We start from the raw sequence: 20,191 nt of genomic DNA, 5'->3' as shown, positions 1-20,191 counted from the left end.
ACGCATGGATTAGCTTGGCAAACATCAAACGGGTGCTCAAATTCTGCTAACTCAAACAGCTTCTAAGGCCCCGCAAAATAAGCCGGCTGATTCCTGCCATCTTTGTAATCTTATGACGAAGCTCCCCTTCCACAAATATCAGGGCACCGGCAACGACTTCGTCCTGCTGGACGACCGCCAGCAGCAGTTCAACGGGGCCGACTATCGCCTGGTGCGCCACCTTTGCGACCGGCGCCGGGGGATCGGGGCCGACGGGCTGATTCTGCTCCGCAACCACCCCGACTTCGATTTCGAGATGGTGTATTTCAACGCCGACGGTCACGTAGGGTCGATGTGCGGCAACGGGGGACGGTGTACCGTCGCTTTTGCCAGATACCTGGGCGTGATAGAGGAGAAAACCCGCTTTCTGGCGGCCGACGGGAACCATGAAGCCCACCTCGATGCTGATGGCACCGTGCACCTGCGGATGCAGGACGTGCTGGGGCAGCAGCAAATAGATGAGATGGGTATTTTTGTCGATACCGGCTCCCCGCATATCGTACGGTTCCTGCCGGCCAGCACCCTGGCCGAGCTCAATGTAGTGGCGGAGGGCCGCGCTATTCGTAACAGCGGGCTATTCCGGGAAAAAGGTACCAATGTCAACTTCGTGGAAGCGCCCGCTACCGCCGGCCAGCCCTGGCAGGTGCGGACTTACGAACGCGGCGTGGAAGACGAAACTCTGAGCTGCGGCACCGGCGTTACGGCCGTGGCCCTGGCGGCTTCGCGCCGGGGCGCGACCAGCCCGGTGCGCCTGCGTACGCCCGGTGGCGACCTGCAGGTAGCGTTTGCCCGCCGCGCCGACGGCTCCTTCACCCAGATCTATCTGAGCGGCCCCGCTGTACGGGTGTTTGGCGGTGAAATTACCGTGTAGGCTTACCCGTTATGCGGTTTGTTGTTTAGACGTTACCCCTGCTAGTCCCTGCTTCCTTGCTCCAGTCCGGCCCGGTTTTTCTGCGTGCGCTCGAAGATTCCGATCTGGAGTTTTTGTACGCGCTGGAAAATGACCCCACCCTCTGGGGCGTTTCCGACACCCTGGCCCCAGTTTCGCGCTATTCCCTGAAGCAGTATCTGGACCACGCCGGGGCCGATTTCCACGAAGTGCGGCAGCTGCGACTGGTCGTATGCGCCGCTGCTGACGGCCGGCCCGTGGGTACGCTGGAGCTGTTCGGGTTTGAGCCGCTGCATCAGCGGGCCGGCGTCGGCATTACAATAATTGCCGCTGAACGACGGCAGGGCTTTGCGCGCACGACCCTGGCGCTGCTGCTGCCCTATGCCCGCCGCACCCTGCGGCTGCATCAGCTGTTCTGCACCATAGCGGCCGATAATGCAGCCAGCCTGCGCCTGTTCCGGCAGGCCGGGTTTCGCCGGGTTGGCATCCGCCGGCAGTGGCTGCGGGAAGCGGAAGGCTGGCGCGATGCCATAGAACTGCAGTGCCTGCTGCCCGAGCAGCCAGAGCAGGAGCCGGCAATGCCATTGCAGTAGGCCAATAGACTGTCTACCAGTGTTGCGCTTGCCCGAAGAGGCTACAATCAGCCGGGGTGGAGAAGTATCCTTTTGGGGGAAGGAGCGTACAAGGCTAGCGCCGGCAGAGCAGGAGTTCTGATATTTTGTTCCCGGCTTATTCTTCCTTCCTAGCTACTTTCTCTATGCCGCCCTCTACTTCAGCGGAGGCGCCGCCACGCGCTTCTCTACCCGCAACCAACCCTCTGGCTCTAGCCACCAAAGCTGCCGCCTTCAGTGTCGATTTTCCTTATGGGCTGCCCGATCTGGTGTGCTTCGCCCATCTGCACTGGGACTTCGTCTGGCAGCGCCCCCAGCACTTATTGACGCGTTTTGCGCAGCAGGGCCGGGTTTTTTACGTGGAAGAGCCCTTCGTGCACCACGATCAGATCGGGGCTGATTTCGCCCATGTCGAAGTGAAAGCGCGGCAAAATGGCCTCCAGGTAGTGGTGGCACACCTGCCAGCGGGCCTTTCGGAAGAACAGGCCGATGCCATCCAGGCCGGGTTGCTGACCGCATTTTTCACGGCGAATACTATAAACCAATACGTCTGCTGGTACTATACCCCGATGGCGCTTGGCAAGTCGCGCCATCTCACGCCGGTCCTCACCGTGTACGACTGCATGGATGAGCTGGCCGCTTTCAAGTTTGCCCCACCGAAGCTGCGTCAGCTGGAGCAGGAGCTTTTCCAGAAGGCGGACCTGGTCTTTACCGGCGGTCAGAGCCTGTACGAGGCCAAAAGTCTGCAGCACCACGACGCCCACGCATTTCCGAGCAGCATCGACAAAGACCATTTCGGCCAGGCCCGCACCACCCTTCCCGAGCCGGCTGATCAGGCTCGGATTGCGCACCCGCGGGTGGGATTCTTCGGCGTAATCGACGAGCGGCTGGACCTTGGCTTACTGGGCGACCTGGCCGCGGCCCACGCCGAATGGCAATTCGTTATTATCGGGCCGGTGGTGAAAATAGATCCGGCCGATTTGCCCCGCTCGGCTAACATCCATTACCTGGGGGGGAAAGATTACCAGGAACTCCCGGCATATTTATGTGGTTGGGATGTAGCTACGCTGCTTTTTGCCGATAACGACAGCACGAAGTTTATCTCGCCCACCAAAACGCCCGAATATCTTGCGGCCGGTAAACCGGTGGTGAGTACGCCCATCCGGGATGTGGTGCGGCCCTACGCAGAATTGAATCTGGTCCAGATTGCTTCCACGGCCGAGGAGTTCGGCCAGGCCATTGCCGCGGCTCTGCTCCAAAAGAACGACGCCGACTGGCAAGCCCGTACCGATGCTTATCTGGGCACGATTTCCTGGGATTTAACCTGGCAGAAGATGGCAACCCTCATGCAGCAAAGGCTGCGGCCAAAGTCCCAGCCGCAACCGAACTGAGACGTCAGTCTCCCGTATCACTCGTACTATCCATCGCCAAACCGCCCTTCTTTCCACCAATACCCCGCTGCTCTATGTTCGATTACCTCATCGTTGGGGCTGGCTTCGCCGGCAGTGTACTGGCCGAGCGCCTGGCTACCCGTTCAAATAAGAAAGTGCTGATCATCGACAAGCGCAACCATATTGCCGGTAACGCCTACGACCACTATAATGAAGAAGGAATATTGGTGCATAAGTATGGCCCTCACATCTTCCACACCAATTCCAAGGACGTATTTGAGTACCTGACCAACTTCACCGACTGGCGCCCCTACGAGCACCGCGTGCTGGCTTCGGTCGACGGGCAGCTGGTGCCTATGCCCATCAACCTCGACACCATCAACAAGCTCTACGGGCTGAGCCTGAACAGCTTTGAGGTGGAGCAGTTTCTGGAGTCGGTAGCCGAGGATATTCCGGTAATCAGGACCTCGGAAGATGTGGTGGTAAGCAAAGTAGGGCGGGAGCTCTACGAGAAGTTCTTCAAGAACTACACCCGCAAGCAGTGGGGCATGGACCCCTCGGAGCTGGATAAGTCGGTGACGAGCCGCGTGCCCACCCGCACCAACCGCGACGACCGGTACTTCACCGACACCTACCAGGCTATGCCGCTGCACGGCTACACCCGGATGTTTGAGCGGATGCTCGACCACCCCAACATCAAGGTGATGCTGAACACGGACTACCACGAAATCATTGATTTCATTCCGTTCAAGGAAATCATCTTTACCGGGCCGGTCGATGAATATTTCGACTTCAAGTTCGGCAAGCTGCCCTACCGCTCCCTCGAGTTCAAGCACGAAACCCTGAACGTGGAGAAGTTCCTGGCCGCGCCGGTGGTGAACTACCCGAACGAGCACCTCTACACCCGCATCACGGAGTTTAAGGCCCTGACCGGGCAGCAGCACCCTAAAACCAGCGTGGTGTACGAGTATCCGCAGGCCGACGGCGACCCGTACTACCCGATTCCGCGCCTCGAAAATGCCGAGCTCTACAGCAAGTACAAGAAGCTGGCCGATGAAACCCCGAACGTGCATTTCGTGGGCCGGCTGGCGACCTACAAGTACTACAACATGGATCAGGTAGTAGCCCAGGCCCTGACGCTGTATAAGAAGCTCACGGAAAAATCGGAAGAAGCCCTGCAGGCCAAGAAGCCCGCCATCAGCGGTTCGGCTTCCCTGGTTGAAAAGCTGGTGAGCCGCGCGCCGAAGCAGGAATAGCCGGGTAACCGCAGCAAGTACAAAGGCACGACCAATCCTGGTCGTGCCTTTTTGTTTCCGTCACGGCTTGTCAGTATCTGAAGTAGCGGGGTTAGTAGGGTGATTATAAGTAAAATATAGCTGCGGGTACCGGTGCTGGGGTGTCTGCGGTCGGGCAATCGTGGTTGGGTATGGTAGGGTACGGCCGCTACTTTAGCCCCAGATCTAACGCACTTACTTCCGACTACGATGACTAAGCAACTTGCGATTATGGGGTGGGGCCTACTGCTATTGGGACTAGCCGGGGCCTGCCAGAAAGTAGATGGCCCGACTCTGGCCGAGGGGCAGGTATTGGAAATGGTAACCAATAAGCCAGTGTCCAATGCCGAAGTAGTAGTGTATAGCCAAAGCGGCAGTGGTCTGCACTCGGGCTACGGCGACGCGGGCACCAAAGTACTGACCGATGACCAAGGCCGGTTCAGCATCCGCTTCGAGGCTCAGAAAGGCTCCCACTACATTCTCAAAGCGTTTTCGGCAAAGGGCCACGGCTCGCACTGGGGTGAGGAGCCCGCGCTGGAAAACGGCAAAAACAACCGCGACCTGCGCCTTCCGGTAGCCGCGCCGGCCTGGGTCAAAATCCGGATAGCCCAGCAGCCCGGCCCGGTTCCCGGTAGTATTCATGTCTGGGGTCCCTGGTATGACGAGGGGTATATTTCCACCCTCGACCTGCGTCCTGCTGACTACGGTAAGGTCAGTTACCATGTGATTGATTCCACCCTGCCCACCAAAACCGTGCAATGGGAGGTAAACTTTAATGGTTCGGCCACCCGGTATCAGCAGGCTTTCACGGTGCTGCCCTTCGATACGGCCGAAGTCGTGGTGCGCTACTAACCTGACAACTCTGCACCCGCGACAAACCCTGCACACTCTTTGAGGTGCAGGGTTTGTCGTTTCGGAGGTCGGGGCGGTGAAGAGCAGGTGATTTGGCCGGGTAATTCCCGAAAAACGCCTTAAATTTGAGGTACGCCCCGGCGTTTCAGCTTAACAAGACCAGTATGTTAGATTTCTTTGGGAAGACCGTCGCCAAGCTTTTCGGTACCAAATCGGACCGCGACTTGAAGGAGATTATCCCGTACGTGGCGCTTATTAACGCCGAATATGCCAAACTGGCACAGCTCTCTGACGACCAGCTCCGCCAGCGCACCCAGGAAGTGCGCAGCCGCATCGACGAGCACCTGAAGGCCATCGACGACCAGATTGCCGGTCTGCACCAGCGCATCAGCGACGACCCGAACCTGGATATCAATCAGAAGGAAAAGGTCTTCGACCAGATCGACGAGCTCGAGAAGCAGCGCAACAAGCAGCTGGAAGTAGTGCTGCTGGAAGTGCTGCCGCCCACCTTCGCCATTGTGAAGGAAACGGCCCGCCGCTACAAGGAAAACGGCCAGCTGGTGGTAACGGCTACCGACTTCGACCGCGAAATTTCGACCCGCAAAAGCAACGTAACCATCAGCGGCGACCAGGCTACCTGGTCCAACAAGTGGGTGGCCGGTGGCGCCGAAATCACCTGGGACATGGTGCACTACGATGTGCAGCTGATTGGCGGCGTAGTGCTGCACCAGGGTAAGATTTCGGAAATGGCTACGGGCGAGGGGAAAACCCTGGTTTCGACCCTGCCCGCCTTCCTCAATGCCCTGGCCCGCCGGGGCGTGCACCTGGTCACGGTGAACGACTACCTGGCCAAGCGGGACTCGGAATGGAACGCGCCCCTGTTCGAATTCCACGGCATCACCGTCGACTGCATCGACAAGCACCAGCCCAACACCGACGCCCGTCGGCAGGCTTACGCGGCCGACGTGACTTACGGCACCAACAACGAATTCGGCTTCGACTACCTGCGCGACAACATGGCGCGGGAAACCGAGGAGCTGGTGCAGCGCAAGCACCACTACGCCATGGTCGACGAAGTGGACTCGGTGCTGATTGACGATGCCCGGACTCCGCTTATCATCTCCGGCCCCGTACCCCGCGGCGACGTGCACGAGTTCTACCAGCTTAAGCCGCGCATTCAGCGTCTGGTGGACGAGCAGAAAAAAGTGGTGCAGAACTACCTGGTGCAGGCCCGCAAGCTTATTGCCGAAGGGAAGGATGGCCCGAAAGAAGGCGACGGCGGCCTGATGCTGTTCCGCGCCTACCGCGGTCTGCCCAAGAGCAAGCCCCTGATTAAGTACCTGTCGGAAACCGGCATCCGGGCCGTGCTGCAGAAGGTGGAAAACCACTACCTGGCCGACAACTCCCGGCAGATGCCGGAGGCTGACATGCCCCTGTTCTTCACCATTGATGAGAAGAACAACCAGATTGAGCTGACCGAAAAAGGCATTGACCTGATTACGGCCCAGGGCGAAGATCCGCAGCTGTTCATCATGCCCGATATCGGGATGGCTATTGCCGACATCGAGAAGAACGTGGCGATTGGCACCGAGGACAAGCTCCACCAGAAGGAGCAGCTCATGGCCGATTATAACGAGAAGAGCGAGCGGGTGCATACCGTGAACCAGCTGCTGAAGGCCTATACGCTGTTTGAGAAGGATGACCAGTACATTCTGACCGACGACGGGAAGGTGAAAATCGTGGATGAGCAGACCGGCCGCGTCATGGAAGGCCGCCGCTACTCCGACGGCCTGCACCAGGCTATCGAGGCCAAGGAAAACGTGCGCGTGGAAGACGCCACCCAGACGTATGCCACGGTGACGCTGCAGAACTACTTCCGCATGTACCACAAGCTGGGCGGCATGACCGGTACGGCCGAAACCGAAGCCGGCGAGTTCTGGGAAATCTACAAGCTTGACGTGGTCGTGATTCCGACCAACCGCGGCATTTCGCGCAAGGATGAGCACGACAAGGTGTACAAAACGGTACGCGAGAAGTACAACGCCGTAGCCGACGAGATTCAGGAACTGGTGAAAGCCGGCCGGCCGGTGCTGGTAGGTACCACCTCGGTGGAAATTTCGGAGCTGGTAAGCCGGATGCTGAAGTTCAAGGGCATCACCCATCAGGTGCTCAACGCCAAGCAAAACCAGCGCGAAGCCGAAATCGTGGCCGGCGCGGGCTTCCCCGGCACCGTGACCATTGCCACCAACATGGCGGGTCGGGGCACCGACATTAAGCTGCGCGAAACCTCTAAGGAATCGGGTGGCCTGGCCATTATCGGTACCGAGCGCCATGAAAGCCGCCGCGTCGACCGGCAGCTGCGGGGCCGCGCCGGCCGCCAGGGCGACCCGGGCTCGTCCCAGTTCTTCGTGAGCCTGGAAGACAACCTGATGCGCCTGTTCGGCTCCGATCGCATTGCCAAGCTCATGGACCGCATGGGGCTGGAGGAAGGCGAGGTAATTCAGCACTCCATGATTACGAGCAGCATTGAGCGCGCTCAGAAGAAAGTGGAGGAGAACAACTTCGGTACCCGCAAGCGCCTGCTGGAGTACGACGACGTGATGAACGCCCAGCGCGAAGTGGTGTACAAGCGCCGCCGCAATGCCCTGTTCGGCGAGCGGCTGGAGCTGGACATCTGGAACATGATTTACGACGTGTGCGACGCCATTGCCGAAGGGCATAAAGTCTCGGGCGACTACGAAGACTTCAAGCTGGCCGTCATCCGCGTGTTTGGGTACGACACCCATATTGCCCAGAACACGTTCAGCACCCTGCCCGCGGCCCCGCTTAGCCAGAAGCTCTACGACGAGGCCCTGGGCTACTACCAGAGCAAGAACGAGCACATTGCCGGCAACACCCTGCCGCTGGTCAACGACCTGCTGAGCCAGAATGCGCCCTACGAAAACATTGCTATTCCCTTCACCGATGGCCGCAAGCAGGTAACGGCCGTGGCCAACCTGCGCAAGGCCCAGCAGAACGGCGGCCACGAGGCCATCCGCGGCATGGAGAAAGTCATTGTGCTGTCGGTTATCGATACGGCCTGGACCCAGCACCTGCGTCAGATGGACGACCTCAAGCAGGTGGTGCAGAACGCGGTATACGAGCAGAAAGACCCGCTTCTGGTCTACAAGTTTGAGTCGTTTGAGCTCTTCAAGCAGATGATCGGCAAGGTGAATGAGGAAACCGTGGCCTTCCTGTTCAAAGCCGACGTGCCCATGAATCAGCAGGCCGGCCACGCCGACGAGGTAGAGTACTACATCGAAGATGAATTGCCCAAGCCCGCCCCGGCTCCCAAGCTGAAGGCCGAGAAGGAAATATCGTCGATATCCTTGGGCGCGGGTCCCGAGGACATGGGTCCCGAGCCGGCTCCGGTGTTAGAAAAGCAGGTGCCGATGCGCAGTCAGAAAGTGGCCAACCGCAACGAGAAAGTCAGCGTGCAGTACATGGACGGCCGCATCGTGCGCGACGTGAAGTACAAGAGCGTGGAAGATGACCTGACCCACAACCGCTGCGTGCTGGTAGATTAGTAAACCCGACTTGCCGGAAAATGAGTACTATTAAGTGGCAGGTGGTTCCCGAGGGGCGCTGCCTGCCACTACTCGTTTATAGCCCCGCATCCTGATGAGCAAAACCTTTACCGATCTGGCCGCCCGCATCGACCACACGCTGCTGCGCCCCGACGCTACCCAGGACCAGATTGCCCAGCTGTGCGCCGAGGCCGCCCAGGCCCGGTTTGCTTCGGTGTGCGTGCCGCCCTGCTACGTACGCTATGCCGCCGAGCAGCTCTACGGTACCGGCATCCCGGTCTGCACCGTTATCGGGTTTCCGCTGGGCTACCAGATTACCAAGGTCAAGTTCTTCGAGGCCCACCAGGCGCTGACGGACGGCGCCATCGAGCTGGACATGGTTATCAACGTGGCCGCCTTCAAATCGGGGCGGCTGGAGGAAGTGGAGGACGAAATCGGGCAGCTGGCGGAGCTGTGTCACTTCAAAAGCGCGCTGCTGAAAGTTATCATCGAAACCGCCCTGCTCACGGATGAGGAAATCGTGCGGGCCTGTCAGCTCTGCGTCGATGCGGGGGCGGACTTCGTAAAAACCTCTACCGGCTTTGCCAGCCGGGGCGCTTCGGTGGCCGATATTGAGCTGATGCGCCGCTCGTTGCCGGGTAGTATGCGCATCAAAGCAGCGGGCGGAATCCGGACCCGCGCCGCCGCCCTCGTCCTGGTGGCCGCCGGGGCCGACCGGATTGGATCCTCCAATAGCGTAGCTTTGCTGGCAGAAAATGAAAACTCCGCTTCGTAACGTGCTGCTATTTCCCGTCCTGCTGTCGCTGGCTGCCTGCGCCGCTGCCGTGCCCGCCGCTACCAGCGCCACCCAGGTCCCCGATACCACCCGCCGGGCCGCCGTGGCCCCCGAAGACCTGAGCCGCTACCGGCCGGGTTTCCCCGCGCCCAAGCCGGCCGCCTCGTCCCCCGCGGCCGCCCGCACGTTCGTCCCGCCGGCCAATCAGGTGAATGCCCAGATTGAGCAGCGTCTGCGCGACCAGGCCTTCACCAACCAGAACGTGAAGTACGCCCAGGGCTTCCGGATTCTGGCCTATATCGGGCTGGAGCGCGACCAGGCCATGGCCGTGCGCCGGGCTATCATCAGCCGTTACCCCGAAGAAACCGACTACCTGACCTTTAAGCAGCCCATCTTCCGCCTCTGGGTCGGCGACTACCTCACGCGGCTGGAAGCCGAGCAGGCTATGCTCCGTATTCGACCCCTAGCCCCGAAAGCGGAGCTGGAATCCACGCAGGTGGTCCTGAACAAGACGACTTTTTAGGTTAGTAGAACTCTCCTCCTATAAATCCGTCATCCTGCGCAAGCTCAGAATGACGGATGATTTTGCTGCTCCAGCCTATGCACCACCTGCTTCCTCGTATCAAAACCCTGGCCGCCGCCGCCGCCGCCGATATCGTGGCCCTGCGCCAGCACCTGCACGCCCACCCGGAGCTTTCGTTTGTGGAATTCCAGACGGCGGCCTTCGTGAAGGAACAGCTGGAAAAGCTGGGCCTGCAGCCCCAGGCTATGGCCACTACGGGGCTGGTAGCCCTGATTGAGGGCCGTAACCCGCACAAGCGCGTGGTTGCGCTGCGGGCTGATCTGGATGCGCTGCCTATCGAGGAGCAGAACGACGTGCCGTACCGCTCCCGAAACTCCGGCGTGATGCACGCCTGCGGCCACGACGTGCACACGTCGTCGCTGCTGGGCACCGCCCGCATCCTGAGTCAGCTGCGCGACGAGTTTGAGGGTACGGTGAAGCTGATTTTTCAGCCTGGTGAGGAAAAGCTGCCCGGGGGCGCTTCGCTGATGATTAAGGAAGGCGTACTGGAAAATCCCGCCCCCGTCAGCGTGCTGGGCCAGCACGTATTTCCCTACCTGCCCGCCGGTAAAATCGGGCTGCGGCCCGGCCGCTACATGGCCAGCACCGACGAGCTTTACCTGACCGTGCGCGGCAAAGGCGGGCACGGGGCCATGCCCGAGCAAAACCTCGATCCGGTGCTGGTGGCGGCGCACATCATCGTGGCGGCCCAGCAGATTGTAAGCCGGCGGGCCAACCCCAAGCTGCCCTCGGTGCTGTCGTTCGGCAAAGTCATTGCCAACGGCGCTACCAACGTCATTCCCAACGAAGTGTACCTGGAAGGCACGTTCCGCACCCTGAATGAGGAGTGGCGCGAGGAAGCCCACGGGCACCTGCGCAAGCTGGTCGAAGGCCTGGCCGAGTCGATGGGCGCTACCTGTGAGCTGGAAATCCGGCGGGGCTACCCCTACCTCGAAAACGAGCCCCAACTCACGGCCCGTACCCGTGCCGCGGCCGAAGAATATCTGGGCGCCGAAAATGTGGTGGAGCTGGACCAGTGGATGGCGGCCGAGGACTTTGCTTACTTCTCGCAGTCTGCGGATGCCTGCTTCTACCGCCTGGGCACCCGCGCCGCCGACGGCCGCTTTGGCGCCTCCGTGCACACGCCCACCTTCGACATCGACCATAAAGCCCTGGAGGTGGGGCCCGGCCTGATGGCCTGGCTCACGCTGCAGGAGCTGGCCCAGCACTAGCGTACCATTGTTCCTTCCTTTACGCTATATCTGTAGCTATGCATCCCAAGTCTTGTTTTCTACTGGCCGCCGGCCTGCTCGTTTCTACGGGGGCCGCCGCCCAGCAGCGGCAGACTTTCCCCGGGGGCGCCGCCCTGATGCCCGAGGCGCAGCTCGAAATAGCCCTGTCGGGGAATGACTATCTGCTGACATCCTTCAACCTGGTGGGCGCCACCCGCCGCTACTCTACCCCTGGAGTGGAGTTTGGCCAGTTTCGGGTAGGCTACGAGCATTTCTGGACCACCCAGTGGAGCGGGGGAGCCACCGTGCGCTACGTGCCGCAGGGCAATCAGGGCAACGGCGAGCTGCTGGGCTTGCCCGGTATCGTCACGCCCGGTTTGCTGGTGCGTCACCTCAGTAAAGCCGGCCCGGTAAGCCTGGGCCAGCGCCTGGGCCTGGAGTATGCCCTGGGCAATAGCCTGCTCGGCGAAAGCCAGTTTTATAACCGCGCCCTGGTCCGCCTGCGCCTCGACGCCGAGCACGTGTTTGCGCTGAACAGAATATCCCTGCGGCCCCGCCTGGCCTATGAGGCTGCCGCTTACCTGCGCCTGCAGCGCGACGACGAGGAGCTGAAGGAGCGCTTCATCGACTTTGGCAACCTGCGCGGGGAAGTGGGTGTGCGCCTCTCCCCCAGCTTCGATCTGACGCCGTGGGTTGCCTTCCAAACGGCCTACCGCAACTCCTTGCCTTTCTTTGATGCCCTGGGTAACCAAGTCAGCGGGGGCAAGGTGAACTACGTGACGCCCGCTGTCGGCCTGGACCTACGCTTCACCGTGGGCGCCGCTGCAGCGGCGCCCGAGCGGCAGTCGTTGCCCACCCAGCACTAGCCACTTTACTTGGTAAGGAGGACTGCCAAAATGGCTTTCGAGGCTGATGCAAGAATAGCCAAATGGAGAGTTTAGGGGGTGGTTTATTGGGCTTAAGCTGAAATACTGACAAATCAGGATGGGTACAATCAGGGCTTTGGGTCCTGCTAGGTGGCCCGGTGGCAAATGGTACAGAATTTATGGCGGCAGGGGTACCGCTTTGGTTTCTGGTCTTCACCTGAACAGCCTGCTGCCATGGCAGCTCTGCTGTATCACAACCACCCTTCCGTCCGGCCTTCCCGCGCTGCGTTCAACTCAGTATTGAGCGAATTGCTGCGCGACTCGCAGACGGCCTCAACTACTTCCGGCCCTTGCTGCGGGCCCCCGGCCGATATTCTGGAGCCGGCCGCGGGCTTTGAGCTGTTGCTCATGCGGCCCTCTGACAGCGAAAAAACAACCAGGCACCACATCAAAGTGCGTTAAGCCTTTGGCCGCGCCAACAAAAAAGGCACTCCGGCGGTGTCTTTTTTGTTGGCGCGGCTGTTGTAGATCTAAAACGTGGAGTGCAACTCTATACCACGCTCCGTGACTCTGACGTTAGTGGACCGGCCGATTAGGTCAGCCTGCGTTTTTGCCCGGTCTTTCTTTCCTTTTTTATAACCAACTCTCATTTTAACACCCATGCAAGCAAAACAGATGATGCTCGGCCTGCTCGGTTCCGCAATTCTTGGTGGCGGAGTAGCCGTGGGTGGGTACAAGCTACTGGAGCCCGCGCGTACCAGCGCCCCCGTAGTAGCTGCCGACCCCAACGTGCGCTACACCAGCGAGCTGAAGAACAGTAATTACGTGGTGCCGGAAGGCCTTAACTTCGTGGCTGCGGCCTCCTCGGTAACGCCGGCGGTGGTTCACGTCATGACCGAGTACGGGGCCAAGAAAAGCGACAACAACGCCGCTATGCGGATGGACCCCTTCCTGCGCCAGTTCTTCGGCGATGATGCCGAACAGTTCCACGGGCAGCAGGGCCCCCAGGTTGGTTCGGGCTCGGGGGTTATTATCGCGGCCAATGGCTACATCGTGACGAATAATCACGTAATCGACAAGGCCGATAAGATTGAGGTGGTGATGGACGACAAGCGCAAGTTTCAGGCGGAGCTGGTCGGTACCGATCCGAACACCGACCTGGCCTTGCTCAAAGTGAAAGCCGACAACCTGCCCTTCGTGCGCTACGGCAATTCCGACAACGTGAAAGTAGGGGAGTGGGTGCTGGCCGTGGGGAATCCCTTCAACCTGAATTCCACCGTCACGGCGGGCATTATTTCAGCCAAGGGCCGCAACATCAACATTCTGCGCGACCGGCAGGGCATGGGTATTGAGTCGTTTTTGCAGACTGATGCCGTAGTAAACCCCGGCAACTCCGGGGGCGCGCTGGTGAACCTGAACGGCGACCTGATCGGCATCAACTCCGCCATTGCTTCGCGCACCGGCGCCTTCGAGGGCTATTCCTTCGCCGTGCCCAGCTCCATTGTCAGCAAGGTAATCGACGACTTGCTGAAGTATAAAGTAGTGCAGCGCGCTCTGCTGGGCGTGAACATGCGCGAAGTAGACGCCACGCTGGCTTCGGAGAAAAAGCTCAGCACCCTCAACGGCGTGTACGTGGTAGGGCTGACGCCCAACAGCGCTGCCGCCGCCGCGGGCTTGAAAGAGGGCGACATCATCACCGAGATCAACGGCGTGAAGGTGAATACGTCGTCGCAGCTGCAGGAGCAGGTGGCCCGTTTCCGCCCTGGCGACAACATCAAGGTCGGCTACCTGCGCGGCTCCGATGCCCGCAGTACCAGTGCTATCCTGCGCAATGCCACCGGCACGACTGATGTAGTGCGCGAGAACACCGGGCTGAAGTATGAAGGCGCTACCCTTTCGCCGGTAACCCGGCAGGAGCTTAGCAAGCTGGGCCTGGAGGGAGGCGCTAAAATCAGCGGTATCAAGGGTTCCAACTTCAAGGAAACCGGCATTGCCGATGGCTTTATCATCACCCGTATCGACAAGAACCGGGTAAACAACCCGCAGGACGTGCAGCGCTACCTGGACGACGCCAAAAACGGCGACGGTACGCTGGTAGAAGGCGTGTATCCTGACGGCCGCAAAGCGTACTATCCGATTGGTCAGTCGAACTAACGCGTAGAACTCAGGAAACCTAAAAGAGCGGCTGCCATCTGGCAGCCGCTCTTTTAGGTTAGCAGCCCGACGTATGCTGACTGCTTACGAAACGACATTGGCCTGCAGCCAGCGCACGGCTAGGCCTTCGTCGAGAAAAGTCTGCAGGCGGTAGGGTTGGCTGGGCGACTGGGCTCCCTGCGCGGCGGCCCGCAACGGCGGGTCGGACTGAAGCTGGTCAGCACGACTGGGAGAAAGCAGATAGGCCACGTAGAGCACTGTGGGGGCCATTTTAGCCGCGGCTTCGGGCAAGAGCTGCTGGGCTACCCATTGGGAAGGAACCACATCCATTTCGGTCCGCCGGCGCACATCAACCAGCCAGCGGGTGGCCCCGTAGTGCAGGCCTTCCGACAGGACCGCCTGAAACCCTTGCCGAAGTTCCTCAAACGTAACCGCCCGTAGCCAGCGCACGGTGAGCATATTCAGGTCGGGACGGTAGGCCAGGTTCAGGAAATCGAACGCCGGGGGGGTAGGCGGTATAGTATGCATAATGCGCAAAGATACACTTCCCTGGCAGGGAGCATCGGCCACGATTCTGAGGAAAGGAGAATACCGGGCCGCAATCCGGCCTTCGCACTACAGGGCTGATGGCACCAGGCCGGGGAGGCTTTCGATAACCTGCCACCGCTTGGCCCGCGCCTATTTTACTAGCTTTGCGCTTCGGTACTTTACCCGGTAAAACATCCCATCCACTCCATCCACTTTCCCATGAAGCAAGCCTTCGAAGAAGCCGTTGCCACCGGCGACGCCCCGGCCCCTGCCGATCCGCACGGCATTCAGCACGTTCTGCGCGAACTAGGCGTGCAGCCCCAGAATGCGGCCTACAGTACCGGCCGGCAATGGGGCCGCGTATCGGCTGCTACGGCCAAAACCATCCACTCGCCCGCCGACGGCCACCCGATTGCCGCGGTGAGCATGGCTTCCGTCGAAGACTACGAGCAGGTAGTGCGCACGGCCCAGGAAGCGTTTAAAACCTGGCGGCTGATGCCGGCTCCCAAGCGCGGCGAAATCGTGCGCCAGATTGGCAATAAGCTGCGCGAGTTCAAGGAGCCGCTGGGCAAGCTGGTGAGCTACGAGATGGGCAAGATCATGCAGGAGGGCCTGGGGGAAGTGCAGGAAATGATTGACATCTGCGACTTCGCCGTGGGCCTGTCGCGCCAGCTGCACGGCTTTACCATGCACTCCGAGCGGCCGGCTCACCGCATGTACGACCAGTACCAGCCGCTGGGTATCGTGGGCGTCATCTCGGCTTTCAACTTCCCGGTAGCGGTGTGGAGCTGGAACGCCATGCTGGCCGCCGTGTGCGGCGACGTGAGCATCTGGAAGCCTTCGGAGAAAACCCCGCTGGTAGCCGTAGCCGTGCAGCACATCATCCGGGACGTGCTGGCGGAGAATGACGTGCCCGAAGGCGTGTTCAACGTCATCATCGGCGGGGCTGAAATCGGGGCCGCTATGGCTGCCGACACGCGGGTGCCGCTGGTATCGGCGACCGGCAGCACCCGTATGGGCAAGAAAGTAGGCGAAGTAGTCGGCGGCCGTCTGGGCCGGGCCCTGCTGGAGCTGGGGGGGAACAATGCCATTATCCTTACCCCGCACGCCGACCTCGACATGGCCATGCGCGCCGTGGTGTTCGGGGCTGTGGGTACCGCCGGCCAGCGTTGCACTACCACGCGCCGCCTCATCATTCACGAGTCCATCTTCGAGGATGTGAAGCAGCGGCTGCTGGCCATCTACCCCAAGCTGCCCATCGGTAACCCTTTGCAGGAAGGCACCCTCGTCGGTCCGCTCATCGATAAGCAGGCCGTGGACATGTTCACCAAAGCCCTGACGGCGGTACAGGCCGAAGGTGGTACGCTGCTCATCGGCGGCGAAGTGCTGGCCGGGGCCGACTACCCAACGGGGACGTACGTGACGCCCGCGCTGGTGGAAGCCCGCAACGAGTACCACACGGTGCAGGAAGAAACCTTCGCGCCCATTCTGTACCTGATCCGGTACAGCGGCGGCGTGGAAGAAGCCATTGCGCTGCAAAACGGCGTGAAGCAGGGCCTGTCGTCGAGCATCTTCACCCTGAACATGCGCGAAGCCGAGGCTTTCCTGTCGCAGACCGGTTCCGACTGCGGCATTGCCAACGTGAACATCGGCACCTCGGGTGCTGAAATCGGCGGCGCTTTCGGGGGCGAGAAGGAAACCGGCGGGGGCCGCGAGTCCGGCTCCGACGCCTGGAAGGTATACATGCGCCGCCAGACCAACACCATCAACTACTCCGACCAGCTCCCCCTGGCTCAGGGCATCAAGTTCGACGTGTAAGTCAGGTTTTGCCCACTGGTAACAAGGCCCGTCCGGTACTACCGGGCGGGCCTTGTCGGTGAAACCACCTGCTGGTGTCAGGGTGGCTCCGCGGCCGTTTGGCCCCACCCGGGAAGTAAATACTCAGCCGGGGGATAGGAGAAGGGAATTTTTGTGTTCCAATCCTTACGGAGTCCCTGCAAGGCCCGGCGGCGGCGTTCCGTTCGTATTTCGGCAGGGCCGTGCAACTTCATTCCCGGCCGCTTGTCTTTTCCGCACTTAGCCATCAGGCCTAGCCGCTTAGCCCGGAAAGTTGGATATTTACTCTCCCTCAGATTCCAGCTCACCCCCAATCCAGGATCCTATGGAGGCATTTGCGTACACCGATATCAACGCCTCCCTCGTGGAGCGCTGCCGGCTGGGCGACCGACGGGCCCAGGCCGAGATTTACAAACGCTACGCCAAGGCCATGTTCAACGCCTCGGTACGCATCACCGGCGACTATGCGGAGGCGGAGGATGTGCTGCAGGAGTCGTTTCTGAGTGCCTTTCGCGAGCTGCACAGCTACAAGGGGGATTCCTCGTTTGGCTCGTGGCTGAAGCGGATTGTCATCAACAAGAGCATTAACTGCCTGCGTAACCGCCGGTTGTCGCTGGTGCCGCTGGCTGAGCAGCACGATGCCCCCAGCGGAGACGAGGAAAATGAGTCGGACCCGGAGGAGATGTCGTGGCGGGCTGATGTAGTGCGGCGCTGCGTCCAGCAGTTGCCCGATGGCTACCGGGTGGTGCTGTCGTTGTACCTGCTCGAAGGCTATGACCACGCCGAAATAGCGGGCATCCTGAACATCACGGAGTCGACCTCCAAATCGCAGTACAGCCGGGCGCGTAAGAAGCTGCTGGAGCTGGCCCGTAACCACGGATTGTAGTTCACCCGGCCCGTTGCCCGGACGGGATCAAAGCTGGCCGGGAACCCTGAGCCGGGAAAGAAATGTGCGTACAACCACTAGTATGAAAGAGAATAAAACCGGACTTGAGGACTTTGTCGGGCGTCACCGCGCCGATTTCGACGCGTTCGAGCCCCGCCCGGAGTTGTGGGATGCCATTGAGCAGGATCTGGACGCGCCGGCCCCGGAAGCTGCGCCGGCCGGGGCCCCTTTGCGCATCCTTCCACTCCGGCCCCGGTGGTTTGCTTCCGACGCATCACCTGCCCGCAAGCCCTACGCCTACGGTATTGCCGCTACTCTGATCTTGCTGCTGTTAGCCGGAATCGGCATCTGGACCAAAAATTCCGGCCAGGCCGCCTGGACGCGGACAGGGGCGGCTACCATCACGGCGCTGTTGCCTTCGACAGATGAGCAGGCTACGGAAAATCCCTTCGGTTTGGGGGCTGAGCCAGTCGCTACGGCGGCCACTGAGGCGCCCGCTCAGCGTGTGGCGGCAGCCGTGCTCCGCATGGAAAACTACTACGCCATTCAGATCCGGGAGCGGCAAACGGAGCTCAACGAGTTGGATGCTCAGCTGAAAGCGGGCTCCGGCGACTGGAAGCGGGAACTGACGACGCTGGACTCTACCTACCAGCAGCTGAAAACGGAGCTGACCCGCAATCCGGAGCCCAGTGTGGTGCTCGATGCCATGAACCGCAACCTGCAGATCCGGCTTGATATTCTGAATCAGCAGCTGCGCACCCGGGCTCAGGTGCAGGAGTATTCCGAAACTCCTCCCAAGCCATGAAAATGACTGAATTCGGGCGCCAACGAGGATTTGCCCTACTGGCTTTGCTGCTGTTAGCCACTGGCGTCAGGGCGAAGGACCGTTCCGCCATCACCCCGGTTCTGCTCGCCGGGTTTGCCTGCGCCGGGCCCCGGTTCGAGGCTGATCCGTTACCGGCGGCGGGACCGAATGATCAGGAGCCCCGGCCCGCTATTTCCGGGTCACCGGTAGAAGGGCAGCCCGGTCTGGGTATCGAAAAAACGCGTAAGCTGAGCCGCACTTACCCTGCCGTGGCCGGTCGGTCCTACTCAGTAGAAACCCGCTACGGCCGCGTGCAGATCAACACCTGGAGCCGCCATGAGATTCGCACCGACGTGGAAATGGTCAGCCGCGCCGACACGGAGGAAAAAGCCCAGCTGCTGCTGGATATGATGCAGGTGCAAAGCCGGGAGCAGGACGTTGAAACCGGGGGTATTGCCTTCCGGTCGTACTTCGGAGCCATGCCCAAAGCCTGCTCGAGCCGAACCAAGCTCTACGAGGTCAACTACACCATCTGGCTGCCCCGGAATACGCCCCTGCGGGTGTATAACTCCTTCGGCGAAATCAGCATCAGCAACGACCTGACCGGCAACACGGAGCTGGCCGTAGAGTACGGCTCCCTGCGCGCGGGGCGGCTGGAAGGGGCCCGGAATCTGGTCCGGGTGGGCAATGGGCAGGCGGCAATCAGCTTCGTCCGCAACGCCAGCATCGAGGCTTCCTACTCCCGGCTGCGCCTTGATGAGGGCCAGACGGTGATGCTGCGCAACAACTACTCTGACGTCGACATGGGAACGGTGCAGGACCTGACGGTCCACAGCAAATACGGCGACGTCGCTTTGGGGACCGTGCGTAGCCTGCGCGGCACCTCGGGCTATTCCAAATTCAGCATCGACAGGCTGGACGAGCGGCTGGATATGGCGGTGCAGTATTGTCCGTCGTTCGAAGTGCGCACTACGGGGCCTAATTTCCGGGCCATCAACGTGGATGGGGGCTACAGCACCATTCTGCTGAACTTCCCGGACGGGGCGGGCTTCAATTTCGACGTGAACACCCAGCATGGCAAGCTGCTGGTCGACAAGCGGCTGGTGCGGGTGGATGCCGAGGAAAGCACCTCGTCGTCGAGTGATACGCAGGGCCGTTTTGGCGTAGTGCCCGTGCGCAATGCGGGCAACGTGAACGTGAAAGTCCGCTACGGCGACGTCCGGTTTAACCGGTAGACCGCCAGACGAAAGCGGAAAAGGCCGGCGAAAGTCGGTTTTTTTGTTTTCCTGGGGCGGGGGCGGGAGAAACTTCGGGGCATCAGGGCCACCCTCGACTTCGGCGCTTACCTTTGAAGCTCGATACCCCGTCTTTATGCGTCGTCTGTGTTTGTTAGTGCTTTGTCTGGGGGCCACGGTGGCCCTGGCCCAGCAGAAAACGTCTGTTCCTATGTCGTCCCCAGCTGCCCTTGCTTCGCCTATGCGCACCTACGCCCTGCGGCTGCGCCCCGGCGACGACCTGCGCCGGCAGCTGCTGGCTTTCACCGAGCAGCACCGCATCCGGGCCGGGGCCATGGTCACCTGCGTGGGCAGCCTGACCACGACCACGCTGCGGCTGGCCAACCAGCCCGGCCCCACGGTATATAAGGGGCATTTTGAAATCGTGTCCCTGGTCGGCACGCTTTCTACCAATGGCAGCCATCTGCACCTGGCCGTGGCCGACTCCACGGGCCGCACTATCGGCGGGCATCTGCTGGATGGCAACATCGTTTACACCACGACTGAGCTGGTTATCGGGGTGCTGGAGGAGCTGGACTTTCGGCGCGAAACTGATCCGGTGTCGACGTACAAGGAGCTGGTCGTGTACCCCGCCGTCACGAAACCAGCTGGGAAAACACCCCCGGCTTCCTCCAAAAAGCGCTAACTTGA

17 protein-coding genes are annotated in these 20,191 nt (G+C 60.7%); 16 read left to right on the top strand and 1 reads right to left on the bottom strand.

The features are described from left to right. Positions 1-112 precede the first annotated feature (112 nt). The 11 genes from dapF to ABD833_RS13385 all read left to right on the top strand — a co-directional run bounded on the left by dapF (position 113) and on the right by ABD833_RS13385 (position 14,211). A complete protein-coding gene (dapF, locus tag ABD833_RS13435) occupies positions 113-910 on the top strand; it encodes a diaminopimelate epimerase (protein ID WP_345073656.1) in 798 nt (265 codons plus the stop codon). Between the two features lie 56 nt (positions 911-966). Then, positions 967-1,521 (top strand): GNAT family N-acetyltransferase, encoded by a 555-nt coding sequence (locus ABD833_RS13430; RefSeq protein ID WP_345073655.1) that lies wholly within the window; start codon positions 967-969, stop codon positions 1,519-1,521. Between the two features lie 164 nt (positions 1,522-1,685). Further along, positions 1,686-2,930 (top strand): glycosyltransferase, encoded by a 1,245-nt coding sequence (locus ABD833_RS13425; RefSeq protein WP_345073654.1) that lies wholly within the window; start codon positions 1,686-1,688, stop codon positions 2,928-2,930. Positions 2,931-3,004: 74 nt separating this feature from the next. Then, positions 3,005-4,186: a UDP-galactopyranose mutase gene (gene glf, locus ABD833_RS13420; protein WP_345073652.1), complete on the top strand. Its 1,182-nt coding sequence runs from the start codon at positions 3,005-3,007 to the stop codon at positions 4,184-4,186. A gap of 228 nt (positions 4,187-4,414) precedes the next feature. Continuing rightward, positions 4,415-5,056, top strand: coding sequence for a hypothetical protein (locus ABD833_RS13415; protein WP_345073651.1), 642 nt, complete (start codon positions 4,415-4,417; stop codon positions 5,054-5,056). 164 nt (positions 5,057-5,220) lie between these two features. Then, positions 5,221-8,622 (top strand): preprotein translocase subunit SecA, encoded by a 3,402-nt coding sequence (secA, locus tag ABD833_RS13410; protein ID WP_345073650.1) that lies wholly within the window; start codon positions 5,221-5,223, stop codon positions 8,620-8,622. Positions 8,623-8,716: 94 nt separating this feature from the next. Then, positions 8,717-9,397: a deoxyribose-phosphate aldolase gene (deoC, locus tag ABD833_RS13405; protein ID WP_345073648.1), complete on the top strand. Its 681-nt coding sequence runs from the start codon at positions 8,717-8,719 to the stop codon at positions 9,395-9,397. After that, positions 9,378-9,920, top strand: coding sequence for a sporulation protein (locus ABD833_RS13400; protein ID WP_345073647.1), 543 nt, complete (start codon positions 9,378-9,380; stop codon positions 9,918-9,920). Before deoC ends, ABD833_RS13400 begins: the two co-directional genes overlap by 20 nt. Positions 9,921-9,997: 77 nt before the next feature. Beyond that, positions 9,998-11,191, top strand: coding sequence for a M20 metallopeptidase family protein (locus ABD833_RS13395; protein WP_345073646.1), 1,194 nt, complete (start codon positions 9,998-10,000; stop codon positions 11,189-11,191). Between the two features lie 38 nt (positions 11,192-11,229). After that, on the top strand, positions 11,230-12,057 hold the full coding sequence (locus tag ABD833_RS13390) for a hypothetical protein (protein WP_345073645.1): 828 nt from the start codon (positions 11,230-11,232) through the stop codon (positions 12,055-12,057). 660 nt (positions 12,058-12,717) lie between these two features. Next, positions 12,718-14,211 (top strand): Do family serine endopeptidase, encoded by a 1,494-nt coding sequence (locus ABD833_RS13385; protein WP_345073644.1) that lies wholly within the window; start codon positions 12,718-12,720, stop codon positions 14,209-14,211. A gap of 84 nt (positions 14,212-14,295) precedes the next feature. Here ABD833_RS13385 and ABD833_RS13380 read toward each other — a convergent pair whose 3' ends face one another. Continuing rightward, positions 14,296-14,739 (bottom strand): hypothetical protein, encoded by a 444-nt coding sequence (locus tag ABD833_RS13380; RefSeq protein ID WP_345073642.1) that lies wholly within the window; start codon positions 14,737-14,739, stop codon positions 14,296-14,298. 219 nt (positions 14,740-14,958) lie between these two features. Between ABD833_RS13380 and amaB the strand changes: the two genes are divergently transcribed. The 5 genes from amaB (at position 14,959) to ABD833_RS13355 (ending at position 20,186) form a co-directional block, all read left to right on the top strand. Next, complete coding sequence (gene amaB, locus ABD833_RS13375; RefSeq protein WP_345073640.1) at positions 14,959-16,557, top strand: L-piperidine-6-carboxylate dehydrogenase; 1,599 nt, start codon at positions 14,959-14,961, stop codon at positions 16,555-16,557. Positions 16,558-16,900: 343 nt separating this feature from the next. Next, positions 16,901-17,461, top strand: coding sequence for an RNA polymerase sigma factor (locus tag ABD833_RS13370; RefSeq protein WP_345073638.1), 561 nt, complete (start codon positions 16,901-16,903; stop codon positions 17,459-17,461). An 82-nt stretch (positions 17,462-17,543) separates the two neighbouring features. Further along, entirely contained in the window at positions 17,544-18,266 is a 723-nt protein-coding gene (locus ABD833_RS13365) for a hypothetical protein (protein ID WP_345073637.1), read from the top strand. Continuing rightward, positions 18,263-19,501, top strand: a complete 1,239-nt coding sequence (locus ABD833_RS13360) for a hypothetical protein (protein WP_345073636.1) — start codon at positions 18,263-18,265, stop codon at positions 19,499-19,501. The genes ABD833_RS13365 and ABD833_RS13360 overlap by 4 nt, the downstream gene beginning before the upstream one ends. A 136-nt stretch (positions 19,502-19,637) precedes the next feature. Next, positions 19,638-20,186, top strand: a complete 549-nt coding sequence (locus tag ABD833_RS13355; protein ID WP_345073634.1) for a PPC domain-containing DNA-binding protein — start codon at positions 19,638-19,640, stop codon at positions 20,184-20,186. The last annotated feature ends 5 nt before the right edge of the window (positions 20,187-20,191 follow it).

The organism is Hymenobacter fastidiosus (assembly GCF_039539565.1).
In the GTDB taxonomy this organism is placed as follows: Bacteria; Bacteroidota; Bacteroidia; order Cytophagales; family Hymenobacteraceae; genus Hymenobacter; species Hymenobacter fastidiosus.
The sequence above is the reverse complement of the archived record's forward strand: the minus strand, read 5'-3'. Positions and strand labels throughout refer to the sequence as shown.